The organism is Bacillus sp. RC242 (genome assembly GCF_044908245.1).
In the GTDB taxonomy this organism is placed as follows: domain Bacteria; phylum Bacillota; class Bacilli; order Bacillales; family Bacillaceae_G; genus Bacillus_A; species Bacillus_A mycoides.
In genome coordinates this window covers 86,096-105,456 of record NZ_JBIYCZ010000010.1, presented here as the reverse complement: position 1 = coordinate 105,456, position 19,361 = coordinate 86,096, and the positions used below count along the sequence as shown (strand labels likewise).

Annotated in this window: 20 protein-coding genes; 16 read left to right on the top strand and 4 right to left on the bottom strand. The window is 34.3% G+C overall.

All coding sequences use genetic code 11. The features are described 5' to 3' along the window. Positions 1–77: 77 nt before the first annotated feature. Positions 78–1,535 carry a serine hydrolase gene (locus ABH957_RS18930; RefSeq protein ID WP_404512001.1) on the bottom strand — a complete coding sequence of 486 codons (1,458 nt, stop codon included), beginning with the start codon at positions 1,533–1,535 and terminating at the stop codon, positions 78–80. A 198-nt stretch (positions 1,536–1,733) separates the two neighbouring features. Here ABH957_RS18930 and ABH957_RS18925 point away from each other — a divergent pair, with 198 nt between their 5' ends. From ABH957_RS18925 to ABH957_RS18905, 5 genes are all read left to right on the top strand, one after another. Next, positions 1,734–2,690 (top strand): thymidylate synthase, encoded by a 957-nt coding sequence (locus ABH957_RS18925; RefSeq protein ID WP_002065184.1) that lies wholly within the window; start codon positions 1,734–1,736, stop codon positions 2,688–2,690. Positions 2,691–2,709: 19 nt separating this feature from the next. After that, positions 2,710–3,198 carry a dihydrofolate reductase gene (locus ABH957_RS18920; protein ID WP_000637202.1) on the top strand — a complete coding sequence of 163 codons (489 nt, stop codon included), beginning with the start codon at positions 2,710–2,712 and terminating at the stop codon, positions 3,196–3,198. A gap of 156 nt (positions 3,199–3,354) precedes the next feature. After that, positions 3,355–5,340, top strand: coding sequence for a penicillin-binding protein 3 (gene pbpC / locus ABH957_RS18915; RefSeq protein ID WP_309514844.1), 1,986 nt, complete (start codon positions 3,355–3,357; stop codon positions 5,338–5,340). Between the two features lie 241 nt (positions 5,341–5,581). After that, positions 5,582–6,217 (top strand): FMN-dependent NADH-azoreductase, encoded by a 636-nt coding sequence (locus ABH957_RS18910; protein ID WP_002012622.1) that lies wholly within the window; start codon positions 5,582–5,584, stop codon positions 6,215–6,217. A 111-nt stretch (positions 6,218–6,328) separates the two neighbouring features. Next, the gene (locus ABH957_RS18905) at positions 6,329–7,048 is read left to right on the top strand and encodes a lysophospholipid acyltransferase family protein (protein WP_404511999.1); all 720 of its coding nucleotides are present in this window, start codon (positions 6,329–6,331) and stop codon (positions 7,046–7,048) included. Between the two features lie 37 nt (positions 7,049–7,085). Here the strand turns inward: ABH957_RS18905 and trhA are convergent, their stop codons facing one another. After that, the gene (trhA, locus tag ABH957_RS18900; RefSeq protein WP_002189496.1) at positions 7,086–7,742 is read right to left on the bottom strand and encodes a PAQR family membrane homeostasis protein TrhA; all 657 of its coding nucleotides are present in this window, start codon (positions 7,740–7,742) and stop codon (positions 7,086–7,088) included. A gap of 209 nt (positions 7,743–7,951) precedes the next feature. Here trhA and ABH957_RS18895 point away from each other — a divergent pair, with 209 nt between their 5' ends. From ABH957_RS18895 to ABH957_RS18880, 4 genes are all read left to right on the top strand, one after another. Then, a complete protein-coding gene (locus ABH957_RS18895; protein ID WP_002012719.1) occupies positions 7,952–8,131 on the top strand; it encodes a twin-arginine translocase TatA/TatE family subunit in 180 nt (59 codons plus the stop codon). A 57-nt stretch (positions 8,132–8,188) separates the two neighbouring features. Beyond that, the gene (gene tatC / locus ABH957_RS18890) at positions 8,189–8,929 is read left to right on the top strand and encodes a twin-arginine translocase subunit TatC (RefSeq protein ID WP_033708120.1); all 741 of its coding nucleotides are present in this window, start codon (positions 8,189–8,191) and stop codon (positions 8,927–8,929) included. A gap of 328 nt (positions 8,930–9,257) precedes the next feature. Then, positions 9,258–9,509, top strand: coding sequence for a DUF2535 family protein (locus tag ABH957_RS18885; protein WP_002012715.1), 252 nt, complete (start codon positions 9,258–9,260; stop codon positions 9,507–9,509). A 153-nt stretch (positions 9,510–9,662) separates the two neighbouring features. After that, positions 9,663–10,505, top strand: coding sequence for a DegV family protein (locus ABH957_RS18880; RefSeq protein WP_033733157.1), 843 nt, complete (start codon positions 9,663–9,665; stop codon positions 10,503–10,505). A 188-nt stretch (positions 10,506–10,693) separates the two neighbouring features. Here ABH957_RS18880 and ABH957_RS18875 read toward each other — a convergent pair whose 3' ends face one another. Next, complete coding sequence (locus ABH957_RS18875; RefSeq protein ID WP_404511997.1) at positions 10,694–11,668, bottom strand: MBL fold metallo-hydrolase; 975 nt, start codon at positions 11,666–11,668, stop codon at positions 10,694–10,696. 335 nt (positions 11,669–12,003) lie between these two features. On the opposite strand from ABH957_RS18875, the gene ABH957_RS18870 reads away from it, so the two are divergent. Further along, positions 12,004–12,591, top strand: a complete 588-nt coding sequence (locus ABH957_RS18870; protein ID WP_002012710.1) for an SCO family protein — start codon at positions 12,004–12,006, stop codon at positions 12,589–12,591. 36 nt (positions 12,592–12,627) lie between these two features. Here ABH957_RS18870 and ABH957_RS18865 read toward each other — a convergent pair whose 3' ends face one another. After that, positions 12,628–13,095 carry an Hsp20/alpha crystallin family protein gene (locus ABH957_RS18865; protein ID WP_404442993.1) on the bottom strand — a complete coding sequence of 156 codons (468 nt, stop codon included), beginning with the start codon at positions 13,093–13,095 and terminating at the stop codon, positions 12,628–12,630. A 217-nt stretch (positions 13,096–13,312) separates the two neighbouring features. Here ABH957_RS18865 and asnB point away from each other — a divergent pair, with 217 nt between their 5' ends. The 6 genes from asnB (at position 13,313) to dat (ending at position 19,357) form a co-directional block, all read left to right on the top strand. After that, complete coding sequence (gene asnB / locus ABH957_RS18860; protein WP_002012706.1) at positions 13,313–15,214, top strand: asparagine synthase (glutamine-hydrolyzing); 1,902 nt, start codon at positions 13,313–13,315, stop codon at positions 15,212–15,214. A gap of 91 nt (positions 15,215–15,305) precedes the next feature. Further along, entirely contained in the window at positions 15,306–15,665 is a 360-nt protein-coding gene (locus ABH957_RS18855; RefSeq protein WP_088039316.1) for a GNAT family N-acetyltransferase, read from the top strand. A 45-nt stretch (positions 15,666–15,710) separates the two neighbouring features. Continuing rightward, positions 15,711–16,046, top strand: a complete 336-nt coding sequence (locus tag ABH957_RS18850; RefSeq protein ID WP_012260872.1) for a hypothetical protein — start codon at positions 15,711–15,713, stop codon at positions 16,044–16,046. Positions 16,047–16,152: 106 nt separating this feature from the next. Beyond that, positions 16,153–17,154 carry an N-acetylmuramoyl-L-alanine amidase gene (locus ABH957_RS18845; protein WP_404442986.1) on the top strand — a complete coding sequence of 334 codons (1,002 nt, stop codon included), beginning with the start codon at positions 16,153–16,155 and terminating at the stop codon, positions 17,152–17,154. Positions 17,155–17,387: 233 nt separating this feature from the next. Next, positions 17,388–18,350 (top strand): ABC transporter substrate-binding protein, encoded by a 963-nt coding sequence (locus ABH957_RS18840; protein WP_002189500.1) that lies wholly within the window; start codon positions 17,388–17,390, stop codon positions 18,348–18,350. A gap of 131 nt (positions 18,351–18,481) precedes the next feature. Next, positions 18,482–19,357: a D-amino-acid transaminase gene (dat, locus tag ABH957_RS18835; protein WP_002189501.1), complete on the top strand. Its 876-nt coding sequence runs from the start codon at positions 18,482–18,484 to the stop codon at positions 19,355–19,357. The last annotated feature ends 4 nt before the right edge of the window (positions 19,358–19,361 follow it).

Sequence of the window (19,361 nt, the reverse complement as noted above, 5' to 3'; positions counted from 1 at the left end):
TTTACGTATTATCCTTTTTTGGGATGAAGAATTTAAAGGGAAATAGAGGGAAGTGTTGTCATCCCTCTATTTAAAAATTATTTAATTTTCTTAAATGCAAGCGGCTGAGTACTTAACATAGCTGGTACATGTAACTGAAGGGATGGGAATTCACCACTCACACTCATTTCATAAGCGAATAATAAACTCATTTTCATTTGGAATAACTCAACTTCTGCGGAGAAGATGTCGTAATGATGATGCCCTAATTGAATATCCATCTCCATAAATTGTACATTTAACGAATCATCTCGCTTGTATATTTGTAATGTTCCGTATGCAGGATGTTCAAAAGTACCAGTATAATCCTCTAACTTGTGAGAAGGTGTAGTTCCTTTAATTTGTTCAGGAAGTGATTCAGTTGCTTCTTTCATCATTTCCTTCATTTTTTCAGTATCTTCTACAGCACGTTTATGCCAATCAATGGATTCTAATTCAAGTAGTTCATCATAAATTTGATTAGCGAGATAAGTAGGAAGTAATGTGCCTCCAGCATTTGTCAAAATGACAAGGCCTATGTTTTCATTTGGTATGAATGAAACGAGCGCTGAAAATCCATCAATATTACCGCCATGATGAACCACCTTATTACCACGATAAGCACTAATAAACCAACCAAGTCCGTAACTATTTAATGGAGATTCGGGAAGTGATAAAATCGGTTGATCTGGAATTGAATTGTGTGGTGTATACATTTGTTGTAATAATTCAGAGGAGATTAATTCATGATCTCCAAACTTTCCTTCGTTTAAGTGAAGAAGTACCCAATTTGCCATATCTTCAATTGTAGAATTAATACATCCAGCAGCGCCGACTGTATCGATGTTACGGAATGGAACTTCTTTTATTTCACCTTCATTTTCAATGTAAGGTAAAGCATAATCATCTGTAGTTTGTGAATCTGTAGCAGAGAAATTTGTATGTCTCATATTTAAAGGTTCTAAAATATGTTCTGTAGCGTATTGCTCCCACGTTTGATTTGTAATGTTTTCAACAATGTGGCTAATTGTTGCATACATTAAGTTGTTATAAAGAAATGCTGTGCGGAACGGTGCATCAAGTTGTAAATGTTTTATTTTTTCAACGAGATCTTTTCGAGATAAGGAAGAGCTGTACCAAAGAGCCTCATGACGACTTACCCCAGTACGATGGGAAGCCAAATCTCGTCCTGTAACTTGTGAGCTAGCAAGTAGTTCAGATAAAGAGAAGTTAGGTATATAAGACTGGACAGGAGTATCCCAATTAAACTTTTTTTGCTGTGCCAACAAGCTTAATGAAAGTGTGCCAAAAGCTTTCGTTGAGGAACCGATTGCGAACCGAGTACTTGGTGTAACAGGTTCTTTTGTTTCTATATTTCGATATCCGAAACCTTCTGAAAGAATAACTTCACCGTCTTTTATAACAGCTACAGCAGCACCAGGAACGTTTAAATCCTTCATCATTTTTTCAACCGTTGTTTGTAACGAAGTCATAACAGGAGTTTCAATTTTAGACATACTTCTAACCTCCAAATATAAATTTTGTCCTACCGCACTATACTTTCGGTAATAGAAAATGAAAACCTTTTTAAATATGGAAAGTTAATAATTTTGTAAGAATTACTGAAATAATTTTTATTTATCAAGATTATTAAATTTATTGTTTTTCATGTTATGATAAATTTCATATAAGATTGAAAGAAGGTTTTCCTACATATGAAACATGCTGAATATGAATACTTAAATTTATGCCGCCATGTAATGGAGCACGGTACGAAGAAAGAAGATCGTACAGGGACAGGAACTGTATCTGTATTTGGATATCAAATGCGTTTTGATCTGAGTAAAGGATTTCCTTTATTAACGACAAAGAGAGTCCCGTTTCGCCTTGTAGCAAGTGAACTGCTTTGGTTTATGAAAGGTGATACAAACATTCGCTATTTATTGCAACATAATAATAATATTTGGAATGAATGGGCGTTTAAGAGCTGGGTAGAAAGCGATGAGTATACTGGCCCTGATATGACAGATTTCGGTCTTCGCTCACAACAAGATGAGGAATTTAAGAAGCGATACGATGAGCAAATGGAATTGTTTAAAAAGAACGTTTTAGAAGACGATGAATTCTCAACGAAATTTGGATATTTAGGAGACGTATACGGAAAGCAGTGGCGTGCTTGGAAAACGACAGCTGGTGAGACACTTGATCAATTAAAAGATGTAATTGAAATGATTAAGAAAACACCAGATTCACGCCGGCTAATTGTTTCTGCTTGGAATCCTGAAGATGTACCAAGTATGGCTTTACCGCCTTGTCATACGCTATTCCAGTTTTATGTAGCAGATGGAAAGCTTTCTTGTCAGTTATATCAGAGAAGCGGTGACATATTCCTTGGCATTCCATTTAACATTGCAAGCTATTCACTTCTAACACATTTAATAGCACATGAATGTGGTCTTGAAGTAGGAGAGTTTGTTCATACAATTGGTGATGCACATATTTATACAAATCATTTTGAACAAGTCGAAAAGCAGTTGGCACGTGAACCACGCCCGTTCCCTAAACTTACATTAAATCCAGATGTGAAATCTGTGTTTGATTTTGAGATGGAAGATTTAACGATTGAAGGATATGATCCACACCCAGCGATTAAAGCACCGGTTGCAGTGTAATTGTAGAGGAGATGACAAGATGATTGTTTCATTTATGGTCGCAATGGACGAGAATAGAGTAATTGGTAAAGATAATAACTTACCTTGGCGTTTACCGAGTGAATTACAGTATGTAAAGAAAACGACGATGGGTCACCCACTTATTATGGGGAGAAAGAACTATGAAGCAATTGGTAGACCATTGCCTGGAAGACGTAATATTATTGTAACTCGTAATGAAGGGTATCATGTAGAAGGCTGCGAAGTAGCTCATACTGTAGAAGAAGTGTTTGAACTATGTAAAAATGAAGAAGAGATTTTTATTTTTGGCGGAGCGCAAATTTATGATCTCTTTTTACCTTATGTAGACAAGTTATATATAACAAAAATCCACCATGCATTTGAAGGAGACACATTCTTCCCAGAAATGGATATGACAAATTGGAAAGAGATTTTTGTAGAAAAAGGTTTAACGGATGAAAAAAATCCGTATACGTATTATTACCATGTATACGAGAAACAACAATAATAATAAAAATTGATGTGAGTATTCGCATCAATTTTTTTATTTGTATTTATAAATGTAAGTTTATAGATGATATTCAATAGTGCTATAATGAAAGGTAGCATGTGAAAAATGCTGAAATTTTCAAAAGTATTAATATAGAAAGAGGAGGAGAATCAGTTGAGAAAAATATGGGGGATTCTTTTTCTTTGCTTAACATTCATGTTAGTTGGATGTGGTAAAGAAGAAAAACCACAAGAAGCGTTTGATACATATGTAAAAGCATGGAATAAACAAAAATTTGCAGATATGTACGATCAATTATCAGAAAATGCAAAAAAAGATATTTCAAAGAAAGAGTTTACTGAGAAATATGAAAAAATTTATTCTGGTATTGAAGTGAAAGACTTAAAGGTAGAAACAGGGGAAGTAAAAGAAGATAAAAAAGATGAAGGCCCTGTTCCTTTTAAAGTAAGCATGGATACAGTTGGTGGTAAAATCACTTTTGGTCATGAAGCAAAAATGGTGAAAGAAAAAGATGGAGATAAAGAATCTTGGAAAATAGATTGGACTCCTGATTTCATTTTCCCTGGCATGACAAAAGATAGTAAAGTGCGTATGCAGGCAACACAACCAAAACGTGGTGAAGTTTACGATCGTAATGGAAAAGGTCTTGCGACGAATGGGAAAGCTTCTGAGATTGGAATTATTCCAGAAAAATTAGATGAAACTGCTCCGCAAACGAAAGAAGCAGTAGCGAAGTTGTTAAATATGTCTGTAGAAGAGATTGATCAAAAACTAGCTGCGAAATGGGTAAAACCAGGGTATCTCGTACCAATTGGAATTTTGCCTGAGGGAGCAACGCAAAATACGTACATCGATTTACCTGGTGTTGCAGCAAAACCTGTAAATGTTCGTACATATCCGTTAGGGGAAGCAGCAGCGCATCTTACTGGTTATATCGGAAAAGTAAATGCAGAAGATTTAAAAACGCTTCAAAAGAAAGGCTATCAAGCCGATGATCCAGTTGGTAAAGCTGGATTAGAGCAAGTATTGGAAGAACAGCTACGCGGGAAAAAAGGTGGCCGTGTCTTCATGGAGGATGCACAAGGAAAAGAAATTAAAAATTTAGCGAAAACAGATGCTGTTGATGGAGAAAATGTAACTTTAACTATCGATAGTGTTGTTCAAGAAAAAACGTATAATGAAATGAAAGGAGAAGCTGGTTCAAGTGCGGCAATTAATCCGAAAAGTGGAGAAACAATTGCTCTTGTAAGTAGTCCAGCTTATAATCCTAATTTAATTGCACGAGGAACATCAAAAGCACAGCGCGAGGCTTGGAATAATGACCCGAAAAAACCGATGACGAATCGATTTACACAATTATCGGTACCAGGTTCTGTATTTAAGCCAATTACAGGTGCAATTGGTCTTGAAACAAAAACAATCGATCCAAAAGAAGAATTGAAAATTGAAGGACTGAAATGGACGAAAGATTCTTCTTGGGGCAATTATTACGTAACACGTGTAAAAGATGCAAATCCGATTGATTTTGATAAGGCAATGAAATACTCGGATAATATTTATTTCGCACAAGAAGCTTTGAAAATTGGAAAAGATAAATTTATGGCTGAGGCGAAAAAATTCGGATTTGATGAGAAATTACCAATTGAATACGGATTCCCAGCTTCTAAAATCGCAAATGATGGCATAAAAAATGATATTCAAATGGCAGATACAGGATATGGACAAGGACAAGTCTTAATGACTCCTCTTCATTTAGCTTTAACGTATGCACCGATTGTAAATGATGGAACGATTCCATCGCCATATCTTATTAAAACAGATAAACAACCAAAAGCTTGGAAAGAGAACGTGATTTCTAAAGAAAATCAAGATATATTGAAAACGGCTTTAACGAAAGTAATTAACGATCCAGATGGTACGGGGAAAATTGCGAAAATTGATGGTATGACCCTTGCTGGTAAAACAGGAACAGCAGAATTAAAAGTATCAAAAGAGGCAGAAGGAAAAGAACTAGGTTGGTTTGCTGCGTTTGATTTAAATTCACCTGATATGGTCATTACAATGATGATTGAAGATGTAAAAGGTAGAGGTGGAAGTAATATTCCAGCTGAAAAAGTGAAACATGTTTTTCAAAAATAATATGTAATAAAAGGCTATCTCTATAGTGTATAGAGATAGCCTTTTTGCATGAGGAATTCTAAATATCTATATACTGAATTTTAAAGGAACAAAATAAATCATTAACTTACGAAAAAAAAGTAGCTATTTTTTATTGACATCAAACATAACTTTTTGTATTATACTTACATAAGGTAAGTTGTTTACTTTAAAATTATAAATCTCAAATTAAAGATAAAATGTGTAAAAGGGAGCTAATACAATGACAAAAGTACTATTTATTACAGCAAATCCAAATTCAGCAGAAGGTTCTTTCGGTATGGCAGTAGGAGAAGCTTTTATCGAAGCATATAAAAACGAACATCCACAAGACGAAGTTGTAACAATTGATTTATTCAATACAACTGTACCAGCAATCGATGCAGACGTATTCGCTGCTTGGGGGAAATTTGCAGCAGGCGAAGGATTCGAAACTTTAAGTGAAAATCAGCAACAAAAAGTTGCAGCAATGAACAATAACTTAGAAACATTTATGCATGCAGATCGTTATGTATTCGTGACTCCAATGTGGAACTTCAGCTACCCAGCAGTAGTGAAAGCATACTTAGATAACTTATCAATCGCAGGTAAAACATTCAAATATACTGAAAATGGTCCAGTTGGCTTACTAGAAGGCAAAAAAGCACTTCATATTCAAGCTACAGGCGGCGTTTACTCTGAAGGAGCATACGCATCTATGGACTTCGGTCGCAATCACTTAAATGCGGTATTAGGATTCATGGGTGTATCAGACACTGAATATATTGCAGTTGAAGGAATGAATGCAAATCCTGAAAAAGCACAAGACATTAAAGAAGCAGCAATTGTAAATGCACGCGAATTAGCAAAACGTTTCTAATATAGAAAACTTCAAAATGTCCAAACACTTGTTGTTTGGACATTTTTTCTTCTTTTTCCTTCGTTTGTCTAGTATAATGAAGGTCGGAATGATAATAGGTGGGGGTTCTGTATGATTCAAACGTTTTTTAAAATCTTTTATTTAATTTTAATCGTAATTGCGATTACACCAAGGTTGTGGCGTATAAAAAGAAAAGCAAATGCGATGTCACCGCAAGAAAAAGATAGTGTTGTGTATAAAACAACAAACTGGTTTGGTAAGAAAATGGTGGGTGTAACTGGATCGACTGTAGAAGTAAAGGGACTTGAAAATGTTCCGAAAGACAAGCCGGTGCTAGTTGTAAGTAATCATCAAAGTAATATGGATATTCCTGTGTTACTAGGTTACTTAAATAAGCCAATTGGATTCGTTTCAAAAGCGGAAATTAAAAAGTTTCCGGTTGTGCCAACATGGATGGAACTAATGAATTGTGTGTTTATGGACCGCAGCGATCGTCGTCAATCTCTTAAGGCAATTAAAGATGGAATTGAACTGTTAAAGAGCGGGCATTCTATCGTGATTTTTCCAGAGGGAACGAGAAGTAAGGGTGGCGAAATTGGTGAGTTTAAAGCAGGGAGTTTTCACCTTGCTTTAAAATCTGGCGTATCTATATTACCAGTAACTTTAGATGGTACATATAAGATGTTTGAGGCTAATGGAAATCGTATGAAACCAGCTCATGCAACATTAACAATTTCTAAGCCAATTACACCTGAAGAATATGCAAGTATGGATGCTAAAGAGTTAACCCAGCATACAAAAGATATTATTGCATCTCAATTACATAAGTAATAAAAAAAGTTTCAGCTTAAACAAGCTGAAACTTTTTTTATGCTGTGGGTAAGACATAAAACAGTACGCAGAAAAACATCATTGTACTACCGCCTAGTACGAAGAGATGCCAAATGGCATGATTGAACGGAAGTTTTTCCCAAAGGAAGAATATAGCTCCCACAGAATACAAAATGCCGCCTATTAATAGTAGTGAGAAGCCGTGACCGGTTAAATTTTCATAAAGGGGTTTAATGGCAACGATGATGAGCCAGCCCATAATGATATAACATAATGTTGATGTTTTAATAAAGCGACGAACAAAGAAGATTTTGAAAATAATGCCCCCAATCGCAAGGGTCCAAATAATTGCGAGTAAAGTCCAACCGAGCGGGCCACGCAGTGTAATGAGTAGAAATGGTGTATACGTGCCGGCAATTAATAAATATATGGCGGAGTGATCTAAAATGGTAAATAACTTTTCTACTTTTGGATGATGGATACTATGTAACAGTGTAGAAAATAAGTATAGCAAGAACATGCTTACACCATAAACGGTAAAGCCAACAACAGCAGATGCTGTGCCATGTTTGGAAGCATGAATAATTAATATGATTAAGGCAGGGATGCTTAAAATGGCACCGATACCATGGGTAATTGCATTCGCAATTTCTTCTTTTACAAATTGGGTCATTCTTTTAATTTTTTGCGTCATAATGTTAATTCCTTTCACTGTATTGAGATAAGTTATATTTTCCTTAACCATATCATATACAAAAGGAATAGAAAATGATATTCAATTGATTATATTTTCGAATTTTTTTGACAAAAGACAACGGATACATTGACGTTTACGAAATTTTTTGACAAAATGAACTTATGGAATAGTAGGACAAGGAATCTACTTATGAAGGGGATGGGGAAATGTTTTCAAATATTGGCTTTCCAGGGTTAATTTTAATTTTAGTAGCAGTGTTAATTTTATTTGGCCCAAAAAAGTTACCGGAAATTGGGAAAGCTTTAGGGGAAACGTTAAAAGAATTTAAAAAATCAACAAAAGAATTGACTGATGAGGCATTTCAAGAGAAAGAAAAAAATAAATAAATAAAAGAATATGCTGAAGTTTTTCTCGGAATGGATAAATAAAGTGTGGTGAACGAGATGGAAGATCGGGAAATGAGCGTAGTAGAACATATTGTTGAGCTTCGCAAACGAGTAATATATACAGTATTATCCTTTGTATTATTTTTAATTATTGGATTTACTTTTACGAAGGATATTTATTTTTGGCTTGTAAAAGATTTACCAATGAAATTAACTGTTCTCGGTCCAAGTGATGTGTTGTGGATTTTTTTCTCGATTGCTACAGTATTTGCTATCGTTTGTACAATTCCTTTTGCTGCGATACAAATTTGGTTATTTGTAAAACCAGGTTTACATCCCAATGAACAAAAAATGACATTAATGTATATACCGGTATTGTCTATATTATTTATAGCAGGCCTATCTTTTGGTTATTTTATCGTCATGCCATTTTTATTTCATTTCCTAACTACAATTGGTAATGAGATGTTTAATACGATGTTTACAACGGAAAAATATTTTCATTTCGTATTAAATTTAACAGTTCCGTTTGCTGTTATATTTGAATTACCTGTAGTTGTTATGTTTTTAACGAGTATAGGTCTTCTAACTGCAGAATTTCTTCAAAAAATAAGAAGATATGCTTATGTCGTGTTGATTATAATTGCATCATGTATATCGCCGCCAGATTTTTTATCACATAGTTTAGTAGCGGTACCGCTTATTTGTATTTATGAAATCAGTATCGCTTTATCAAAGATAGTTAGTAAACGAAAACAGAAAAGAGAAGAAATACAGTCGAAAAGTGCCTCGTTATAAAGGCACTTTTTAATTTATTTGTTATACTCTAGCTATAATTGTATACAATATATAGAAGGAAAAAATTATAGAATCTCCAAAATTTAGACAAACTTTTCATTTTTATAAGTTTATACTGAAGTTATCAAGCTATATATGGATAATAAGACTCCCGTCTCAAAGGATATATAGGACAGGGTTCGAATTAGGTGGATATAAATGAAGTATTAACTTCTAAATGGGGCAGCTTAAGGATATTTTAGTATTCATAGGAAACCTACACTAAAAAACGTGTTAAAGAATAAAGTGGAGGAAGTTCAAAAATCCAACGAAAAAGAGGATTGATATTGTGATTACGAAAAGTTTTTATTTCACTCATGCAACAGGAAATTGTATTAAAATATTTGAAATCCCTGTCCTACAAACACAGCATCCATTAGCGTTTCTAATTCAGTCTCGTCTTCAATTGTTTATTGCGAAAATTCAAAAACATAAAAACCCAAGATTCTCGTACTCTTTCCGTGAATATTTACAAAGTTGTTTGAAGTGGAATGATTATTCAAATGTATATAAGACAAATACTCTTGAAAAGAATGCATAATACACAGCAGGGACAGAGTTAGATAGGCTCTGTCTTTTTTATTTTAGGTATAAAAATATAATTAATTTGGTGAAATTCATTCGAAATTGTTGAAAGCATCGGGAATGCTAGTATAATAACAGGGAGAGCGTATTGGAAAGGGAAGAATATAATATGCAAAAAATTAAAATTGTAACAGATTCAACGGCAGATTTATCAAAAGATATAATTGAGAAGTATGATATTCATGTTTTACCATTATCTATTTCTGTAAATGGACAAACATACTTAGATCGTGTAGATTTACAACCGGATGAATTTATTGAAGAAATGATTAAATCAGAAGAATTACCAAAAACATCACAACCGGCTATGGGTACATTTGTAGAAATGTATGACAAGCTAGGCGAAGATGGAAGTGAAGTACTTTCCATTCATATGACAGGTGGAATGAGCGGTACTGTCGCAACAGCGAATAGCGCTGCATCAATGACAGATACAAAAGTAACAGTTGTTGATTCTCAATTTATTACACATGCTTTAGCATATCAAGTAATTGAAGCGGCAAAAATGGCAAAAGAAGAATGCTCACTAGAAGATATTTTAAAACGTATTGATGAAGTAAGAAAGAATACTCGTTTATATGTTGTCGTAGATACATTAGAAAACTTAGTAAAAGGTGGACGCATCGGTAAAGGTAAGGCACTTATTGGTTCTTTACTTAATATTAAACCAATCGCAAGTTTAGAAGGCGGCGTATATAATCCGGTAACGAAAGTACGTAGCCAAGGGCAGATTGTAAAAACATTGGCTAAAATATTCGAGGAAGATACTGCTGGAAAAGTAGTGAAAGCTGTTGCGATTCCACATGCTAAAGCAATTCCTTTAGCAGAAAGTGTAAAAGCTGCTGTTGAAAAAGTGAATGGATTCACTCAATCAGAGATTTTCTATACAACACCAGTTATCAGTACTCATACAGGACCAGGAGCAATTGGTTTTATGTATTTAGCAGAGTAATAAAAAAGCTACTTGAAATGAATTTTCAAGTAGCTTTTTTATTATTTCAGGACAGAAAATAATAAATGAGAAGGGCAATACAGGCGCTACCGCTAATTATATAGCGAGTCTGTAAATAATCTTTCATGGAAAACACCCTTTTCAATTTTTTAAAGTATATGATAAATTACTCGCAAAAATTAGTACTATTATACATGAGAAGTTTCTGTGATTTTTACTGGTTCTTTAACTGAGACAATAGGGCTATAAGTGAAAGTTTGGCCCAAAAAGAGAACATGAAGTTGTTCCCACGGTAGCATGCGTAAATTCCAGTTATTACGAAGCCGTGTTACAGCTTCCCTCGGCGTTTCATCTGCTAGCGCAAAAGTACCGTAGTGCATGGGAATGAAATGTGTAGCTTTTATATCTAGATAGGCTTGCACAGCTTCTTCTGGTGAAACGTGAGACACTTTCATAAACCATTCTGGTTCATAGGCACCAATTGGCATAAGTGCAATATCGATTGAAAAACGTTTGCCGATCTCTTTAAATCCTTGGAAATAACCACTATCACCACAAAAATAAATGGTTTCTGAAGAAGTCATATTATCAATGATCCATCCTCCCCAGTGAGAGGTGTTCATATCAAATAATGTTCTTCTCGTCCAGTGCTGGGCAGGTACGAAGTGAAAAGAGACTTCATCAATTGTTGTACTTTCCCACCAGTTGTATTCTTCTACATTGGTGAATTTTTTACGAGTAAATAATTTTTTTAGCCCAATAGGAACAAGGTATAAGGCATCATCATTTAGTTGACGAAGAGATGAAAAGTCTAAATGATCGTAATGACAGTGTGAAATAAGAACGATATCGATTTTAGGTAGTTCTTTTATAGTGAGCCCTGGCTCAGTAAGTCGTGGAACTAACTTTAATTTATTTGCCCATACTGGATCTGTTAAAATATTTAAGCCGTTCGTTTGAATGAGAAAAGTTGAATGACCAATCCATGTGACAGTCGTTTTTTCAAAGTTATTTAGTAGAAATTTACTTTGTTTAACAGGTGATTGTTCTACTAGAAAAGAAAAGTCTTTTTTGTTTTGCTTTCTCTCTTTACGCCAACGTAAGAAGGAGCGAATTGATTTTTTTGTACTTGCATTATCCATATTTTCATAGCGCTTTGCCATGAACATCACCTCATTTAAAATCGTTGTAGTTGCATTGTACCGAAATGTTGTTAAGGAATACAGTGTTTAACATGGATTAATGTTTAAGTAATTGTAAAAAAATAAGTGGATTTATTTACAAATTTAACAATGAACTTCGTTTCGCAAATAATGGTTAGAGAAATAATAGTAGTAAAATATATTTTGTCTAGTAATTCGCTTGAAATAAAGAAGTAACATACGTAAATTCGTACGATTTCGTGAACAAATGATGTAAACAATTTTCTCATAGTGTTTACTTTTGTTATGATATACATAACTTACATAAATTAAGGATAGAGAAAAGAGGTTTAATAATGAAGCGTTATCAAAAGTTAATTGGTCTTATGGTTGTATTTTGTCTCTTTGTACTTGCAGGTTGTAGCAGTTCAGGGTCAAAATTACGTAAACCGTTAAACTGGGATTTAGAAACTTTCCAATTTACAAATCAAGAAGGAAAGCCGTTTGGTACAAAAGATTTAAAAGGGAAAGTCTGGGTAGCTGATTTCATGTTTACAAGCTGTCAAACGGTTTGTCCGCCAATGACTGCTAATATGGCGAAATTACAGAAAATGGCTAAGGAAGAGAAATTAGACGTTCAGTTTGTTTCGTTTAGTGTAGACCCTGAACTTGATAAACCAGAAAATTTGAAAGCATTCATTCAAAAGTTTACAGAGGATACAAGTAATTGGAACTTGTTAACAGGTTATTCACTGGAGGATATTACAAAGTTTTCAAAAGATAACTTCCAATCGCTTGTAGATAAACCAGAGAATGGGCAAGTAATACACGGTACATCATTTTTCTTAGTCGATCAAAATGGAAAAGTAATGAAAAAATATAGCGGCATTAGCAATACGCCATACGAAGATATTATACGTGATATGAAGCGATTAGCTGATTAAAAAGAAGGGTGCTAAGCACCCTTCTTTTATTAGTATTCAGTCTATGGATAATATGTCATGCTGTTGTGGTAATTTCGGTGCGCGAATTTCTAATACACCGTTTTGATAAGAAGCTTTCGTTGCTTTTTTATTAATTAAATATGGTAACTTAATAATTCTTGACGCTTCTGAAATGGAACGTTCTCGGCGATAATAGTTATGAGATGTCTGTTCTTCTTCCGTCGCTTCAAGTATATCTTCTTTTACAGAGACTTTTAAGTATTCGCTTTGTATTTCAATTTGAATTTGTTCTTTTTGTATACCTGGTAGTTCGGCTGTAACGACGAGTTCGTCACCAACTTCGTATAAATCTACTGGGAATGTTAATAAACGGTTTCCTTTTTGGAAAAAATGATTTAAATCAGCAATTACGCCACGAAGAGGTGTTTGTTCGAAAAAATCATCAATTTGTTTTAAATAATTACGAACCGGTGGGCGAGAAGAATCTTTTTTTTCTTCACTCATGGTATTACCTCCTAGAAATCAATTTGCAATATCATATGACAAAAGCGGAGAAAGGTGAGTGCCTAGTTTTCATGTTTTCATAAAAAAATGTTAAAAATGTGAAATGGAGTGAGTTTTTTATAGTTTTTGGTCGCCATATTCAGTTGATTATGCTAGTATAAATAGGGTTGATATAGTAGTATTGAGACAGAATGAAAACTGAAAGAGGGTAAGAAGTATGTGTGGTTTTGTAGGATGTTTATGTGAAAACCCTAGAGAGTTTTCAGAAACAGAAAAACATCAATTTGAAAATATGAACACGATGATTTTCCACCGCGGTCCAGATGACGAAGGATATTTTCGTGATGAACATGTACAATTTGGCTTCCGCCGTTTAAGTATCATTGACTTAGAGGCAGGACATCAGCCGCTAACTTATGAAAATGATCGATATGTAATTATTTTTAATGGTGAAATTTACAATTATGTAGAACTACGTGAAATGTTACTTGAAAAAGGTGCAACTTTTGCTACACAATCTGATACAGAAGTTATCATTGCATTGTATGCACATATGAAAGAAAAATGTGTAGACTACCTTCGTGGTATGTTCGCATTTATGATTTGGGATCGTGAAGAAAAGACACTTTTCGGTGCACGTGACCACTTCGGTATTAAGCCTTTATACATCGCACAACAAGGTGATACTACATTCTTCGCATCTGAGAAGAAAAGTATTATGCATGTAATGGAAGACAAAGGGGTAAACCCAAAGTCACTACAACACTACTTTACGTACCAATATGGTCCAGAGCCAGAAACATTAACAATTGATGTTAACAAAATTGAGCCTGGTCATTACTTCGTAAAAGAAATCGGTAAAGAGATGGAAATCCATCGCTACTGGAATCCTTATTTCAACGCTTCAAGCGCAACGAAAGAGGAGCATATCCAAGCAATTCGCGATGTATTATACGATTCTGTAAAAGTACATATGCGTAGTGATGTACCAGTAGGTTCTTTCTTATCTGGTGGTATCGATTCATCTATTATTGCTTCTATCGCAAGAGAAATGAATCCAAATCTATTAACATTTTCTATTGGTTTCGAACAACGTGGTTTCAGTGAAGTTGATGTTGCGAAAGAAACTGCTGAGAAATTAGGAGTTAAAAACCATAACGTATTCATTACAGCTCAAGAATTTATGGATGAGTTCCCAAAAATCATTTGGCATATGGATGATCCTTTAGCGGATCCAGCAGCTGTACCATTGTATTTCGTTGCGAAAGAAGCGCGTAAACACGTAACGGTTGTTCTTTCTGGTGAAGGTGCAGACGAGTTGTTTGGTGGATATAACATTTATCGTGAGCCAAACTCGTTAAAAATGTTCTCTTACATTCCTAGCCCAGGAAAGAGTGTTCTAAAGGCATTAAGTGGTGCTCTTAAAGAAGGGTTTAAAGGAAAAAGCTTCTTAGAGCGTGGATGTACGCCAATCGAAGAGCGTTACTATGGAAATGCGAAAATCTTCCGTGAAGAAGAGAAAGCTGAATTAATGAAGTATTACGATGAAAGTGTTAACTATATGGATATCACGAAACCATTGTATAACGAAATTAAAGATTATGATGATGTAAGTAAAATGCAGTACATTGATATGTTCACATGGTTACGCGGCGATATTTTATTAAAAGCTGATAAAATGACGATGGCAAATTCATTAGAACTTCGTGTACCGTTCTTAGATAAAGAAGTATTTGACGTTGCATCTAAAATTCCGACAGAATTTAAAATTGCAAACGGAACAACGAAAGCTATATTACGTGAAGCTGCTCGTGGAATTGTTCCGGATCACGTGTTAGATCGTAAAAAGCTTGGATTCCCAGTACCAATTCGTCACTGGTTAAAAGATGAAATGCACGATTGGGCTGTAAATATTATTAAAGAAAGCAAAACTGAGCATTTAATCGAAAAACAGTATGTATTAAACTTACTGGAAGCACATTGTGCAGATAAAGGCGATTATAGCCGTAAAATTTGGACTGTACTTGCGTTTATGGTATGGCATCAAATTTATGTTGAGCATAAATACGATACGAATAAGTTCCACGAAGAAACAAAGCGTGCGTATAGCTTAGTTTAATAAAAAACCTTAAGGTCGCATTCGATCTTAAGGTTTTTTTCATAAATTGCATTTATTATTGATACAATAATAGTAAAAGGATGGACAACATATGATTACGTTTGAGAAAGTAAATACAGAAAATAAAAGCGCTGTAAAAGAAATGTTTCACTCACACAGCTTAGATGAGAAAAAGGTTCAGTATTGTGTAAAAGTTGATGATACATATATTGGCGTAATAGATTATAGCGTTCAAGAAGAGAGTGCTATTTTGTCACAGTTAATTATTCATTTTGATTATCAAGGTTATGGATACGGGACAAATACGTATTTTACATTTGAAGAAATGATGAAACAGAGAAATGTGAAAGAAATAAAAGTATTGCAAGAGATGTTTACTGAACAAGCTAAATCTTTCATAGAGGGATCTGGTTTTATTGAGGAAAATGGAATATATGTAAAAAAAATATAGTGAATATTGATTAGGTGATGATATGAATATAAGGTAGGTGGACGTATGACGATTACTTCTGGTCTTGTATTAGTTGGAGGTTGTTTTATAGTAGCAGAACTATGCCAGACTTTTATTCGGAAAAGAATGTATAAGAAGAGAAGACCATATGAATTACAATACATTCCCGTATTTTTAATTTTGTTTTGTATGCTATTTGTATTGCAAAACATAACGTATTTCCCACCTCTTTTGAACATCTTTTTGAAGTTTGGGTTGCTATATAGCGGCGGTGGGATATTTCTTTTATTTCTTTTATTTTGCATACGTTACATCCATTATCAATCGTATATATTCATTTTAAATTGGCTAAAGCAAAGCGATAGAAACCGCCTTACATAAGGGGGTTTTTTTATTTGTACTTGTAACGGAACTTGTACAATTAACATAAAATAGGACGAGTAGAAATGAAAGCTTATTACAATAAAGAAAGGAACGAAAAAGATATATGAAACTTGTTATAGACGCAGGGCATGGTGGATATGATTCTGGTGCTGTTGGTAATGGGTTAGTGGAAAAAGAGTTAACACTTCAAATTGCTAGACGTGTGCGAGATATTTTATCTGCAAATTATCCAATCAATATTAAAATGACACGTGATAGTGATGTGTTTATCTCTTTATCAGAACGTGCTAATATTGCTAATTCATTTGGTGCAGATTATTTTATCTCATTTCACATTAATAGTGGTGGTGGAACTGGATTTGAAAGTTATATTTACAACGCGCTATCTAATAGTAGTTCCGCATATGAAAAGCAACAAAAAATGCATGCAGCAGTCAATCCTGTATTAACAAAATACGGTCTTCGTGACCGAGGAGCCAAAAAAGCAAATTATGCGGTACTAAGAGAGACTGCAATGGATGCAATTTTAACAGAGACTGCCTTTATTGATACAACGTTTGATGCTAATTTATTGAAAAATCCACAATTTATCGAAGATCTAAGCCAAGCGTATGCAAACGGAATAGCAGCTATTTTTGGAGTAGCTCCAAATCCGAATCCTCCAAATCCACAACCTCCAAACCCACAGCCAACACCACAAACGAAGGGGATTGCCTATATACTTGGGAAAAATGTGAATTTAAGAAGTGGCCCATCAACATCTTCTTCAGTTATTCGTCAACTAAACGCCCCAGAATCGTATGTCGTATATCAGGAAAGTAACGGATGGTTAGACTTAGGAAATGGACAATGGGTGTATAATGACCCTTCGTATATTAATTTTGTAAAGACGAGCAATAGTGATGGAAGCGCAATTGGTGTTGCATATATACAAGGAACAAATGTGAATTTAAGAAGTGGTCCATCAACATCTTCTTCAGTTATTCGTAAATTAAATAATCCGGAATCTTATTTAGTATATATTAATCAAAACGGTTGGTTGAACCTTGGTGGAAATCAGTGGGTGTATAATGATCCATCATATATTAAATATAATCAATATTAGGAAATGAATTTATGATGTAATATGAATGCGTATTTATGTATAACGTAGATACGCATTTTAAGAACGTTTATTGTTTTCATACTTATACACTTTATTTTAAAAATAAACATTTGAATAGCGGATAGAATCTAAATTGTATATATTAAAAAAGTTTTCTGATATACATTGACAATGTATGTAATATACATTAACCTTTAATTGTTAATGATAATCAATTTCATCTAGGAGGACATATGGTACATAGTAAAAAAATATTTATGTTATGCATTATGATACTTATGGTAATAATCGCAGGGTGTAGCAAAGAAGAGAAAAAAGGAAATGATCCATCAGCTAAAGCAAAAGATTCGTATACTGTAAAGCATGCAATGGGTGAAACAACAGTAAATGGTACACCTAAAAAAGTAGTTGTTTTAACAAATGAGGGTGCGGAGGCACTTTTAGCTGTTGGAGTAACGCCAGTTGGAACTACAAAACCACGTGCTGGTGATGAATGGTATCCTCATTTAGCGAAAGATTTAAAAGATACGAAAGTTGTAGGAACTGAGCGTGATATTAATTTAGAGGCAGTTATGAAGCTTAAGCCGGATTTAATTATCGGGAATAAAATGCGTCATGAAAAAATATATGAGCAATTGAACGAAATAGCGCCAACTGTATACGCTGAAACATTGCGCGGGGATTGGAAGGAAAACTTTACACTCTATACAAAAGCTGTAAATAAAGAAAAAGAAGGGCAAAAGGCTCTTGAAGATTATAAAAAACGTATTGAAGGAATGAAAGAGAAGTTAGGAGATAAATTGAATTCTACAGTTTCTATTATTCGCTTCGTACCAGGTGATGTCCGGATTTATCAGAAAAACTCATTCTCAGGTGCTATTTTAAATGATGTTGGATTTAAGCGACCACCACTACAAGATAAAGATGAATTTGCGATAAAAGGAATTACAAAAGAGCAAATTCCGAATATGGATGGGGACTACATATTCTATTTTACATCTGATAAAGATGCAGATAAGAATAACGAAGGAAATACGTTAGCAAAAGAATGGACAGAAGATCCACTCTTTAAGCAGCTACAAGCTTCAAAAGACAATAAAGTATTCCAAGTGGATGAAGTAATTTGGAATACAGCAGGCGGTATTAAAGCAGCAAATTTAATGTTAGATGATATTGAAAAATATTTTCTGAAATAAATGAATGGTTGAGTGCATCACTTTAAATAGGTGATGTACTTTTTAATTTAGTTAAATACAGAAAATTCCTTCTTTTAAGTGTGGATAAGTTGTACAATAAAACCAATCATGGAATAAAGGAGTGGGAAGGAATGAAAGCTACTCATAAAGATTGGATTTTGTTTAACGGAAGAATTGTGAATACGAAGGAAGAACAGCCGATGGTCCCATTAGAGGAGAGGGGCTTTCAATTTGGTGATGGTATATATGAGGTTTTTAGGTTATATGATGGGAAGCCACATTTATTGGATTTACATTTGGAACGATTTTTTAATTCTATGGAAGAAATAAAACTAATTCCACCGTTTGCTAAAGAAGAGTTAGTGGAAGAGTTACATCAAATGATTGAAAGAAATCAATTTCAAGAAGATGGGAATGTGTATCTTCAAATATCACGTGGTGCTCAAGCACGAAATCATGTGTATGAAAAAGATTTACAACCAACATATTTTGCGAATATCGTTTCGTTTCCAAGACCTACTGCTACTATGGAACAAGGAATAAAGGTGACTGTCGAAGAGGATATACGCTGGAAGTTCTGCCATATAAAATCATTAAATCTGCTCCCTAATATCATGATTAAAAATAAAATAAACGAACAAGGCTACCAAGAAGCGATATTGGTGCGAGATGGAATTGTAACAGAGGGGTGTCATTCGAATTTCTTTATGGTGAAAAATAATAAATTAATTACACATCCGGCCGATCATTTTATTTTACATGGCATTACTCGTCACTACGTTATTACATTAGCGAAAGCGTTACATATAGAGGTAGAAGAGCGTGAATTTTCATTACAGGAAGTGTACGAATCCGATGAGTGCTTTTTCACAGCGACACCACTTGAAATATTCCCTGTTGTTCAAATTGGTGATGAGAAGTTTGGAAGTGGCGAAAGAGGACCAATTACGAAAAAACTACAAGCTGCATATGAAGAAAGTATTAGTTTGTTTAAAGTGACAAATTAATAAT

Bases quoted from the DNA above. Each gene is read 5' to 3' on its own strand.
- ABH957_RS18925 (WP_002065184.1), top strand. From the start codon at position 1,734: ATGAAACATGCTGAATATGAATACTTAAATTTATGCCGCCATGTAATG.
- ABH957_RS18910 (WP_002012622.1), top strand. From the start codon at position 5,582: ATGACAAAAGTACTATTTATTACAGCAAATCCAAATTCAGCAGAAGGT.
- ABH957_RS18905 (WP_404511999.1), top strand. From the start codon at position 6,329: ATGATTCAAACGTTTTTTAAAATCTTTTATTTAATTTTAATCGTAATT.
- ABH957_RS18930 (WP_404512001.1), bottom strand. From the start codon at position 1,535: ATGTCTAAAATTGAAACTCCTGTTATGACTTCGTTACAAACAACGGTT.
- ABH957_RS18865 (WP_404442993.1), bottom strand. From the start codon at position 13,095: ATGAGTGAAGAAAAAAAAGATTCTTCTCGCCCACCGGTTCGTAATTAT.
- ABH957_RS18875 (WP_404511997.1), bottom strand. From the start codon at position 11,668: ATGGCAAAGCGCTATGAAAATATGGATAATGCAAGTACAAAAAAATCA.
- ABH957_RS18920 (WP_000637202.1), top strand. From the start codon at position 2,710: ATGATTGTTTCATTTATGGTCGCAATGGACGAGAATAGAGTAATTGGT.
- tatC (WP_033708120.1), top strand. From the start codon at position 8,189: ATGGAAGATCGGGAAATGAGCGTAGTAGAACATATTGTTGAGCTTCGC.
- dat (WP_002189501.1), top strand. From the start codon at position 18,482: ATGAAAGCTACTCATAAAGATTGGATTTTGTTTAACGGAAGAATTGTG.
- ABH957_RS18840 (WP_002189500.1), top strand. From the start codon at position 17,388: ATGGTACATAGTAAAAAAATATTTATGTTATGCATTATGATACTTATG.
- ABH957_RS18880 (WP_033733157.1), top strand. From the start codon at position 9,663: ATGCAAAAAATTAAAATTGTAACAGATTCAACGGCAGATTTATCAAAA.
- ABH957_RS18850 (WP_012260872.1), top strand. From the start codon at position 15,711: ATGACGATTACTTCTGGTCTTGTATTAGTTGGAGGTTGTTTTATAGTA.
- ABH957_RS18855 (WP_088039316.1), top strand. From the start codon at position 15,306: ATGATTACGTTTGAGAAAGTAAATACAGAAAATAAAAGCGCTGTAAAA.
- ABH957_RS18845 (WP_404442986.1), top strand. From the start codon at position 16,153: ATGAAACTTGTTATAGACGCAGGGCATGGTGGATATGATTCTGGTGCT.
- ABH957_RS18895 (WP_002012719.1), top strand. From the start codon at position 7,952: ATGTTTTCAAATATTGGCTTTCCAGGGTTAATTTTAATTTTAGTAGCA.
- asnB (WP_002012706.1), top strand. From the start codon at position 13,313: ATGTGTGGTTTTGTAGGATGTTTATGTGAAAACCCTAGAGAGTTTTCA.
- ABH957_RS18870 (WP_002012710.1), top strand. From the start codon at position 12,004: ATGAAGCGTTATCAAAAGTTAATTGGTCTTATGGTTGTATTTTGTCTC.
- trhA (WP_002189496.1), bottom strand. From the start codon at position 7,742: ATGACGCAAAAAATTAAAAGAATGACCCAATTTGTAAAAGAAGAAATT.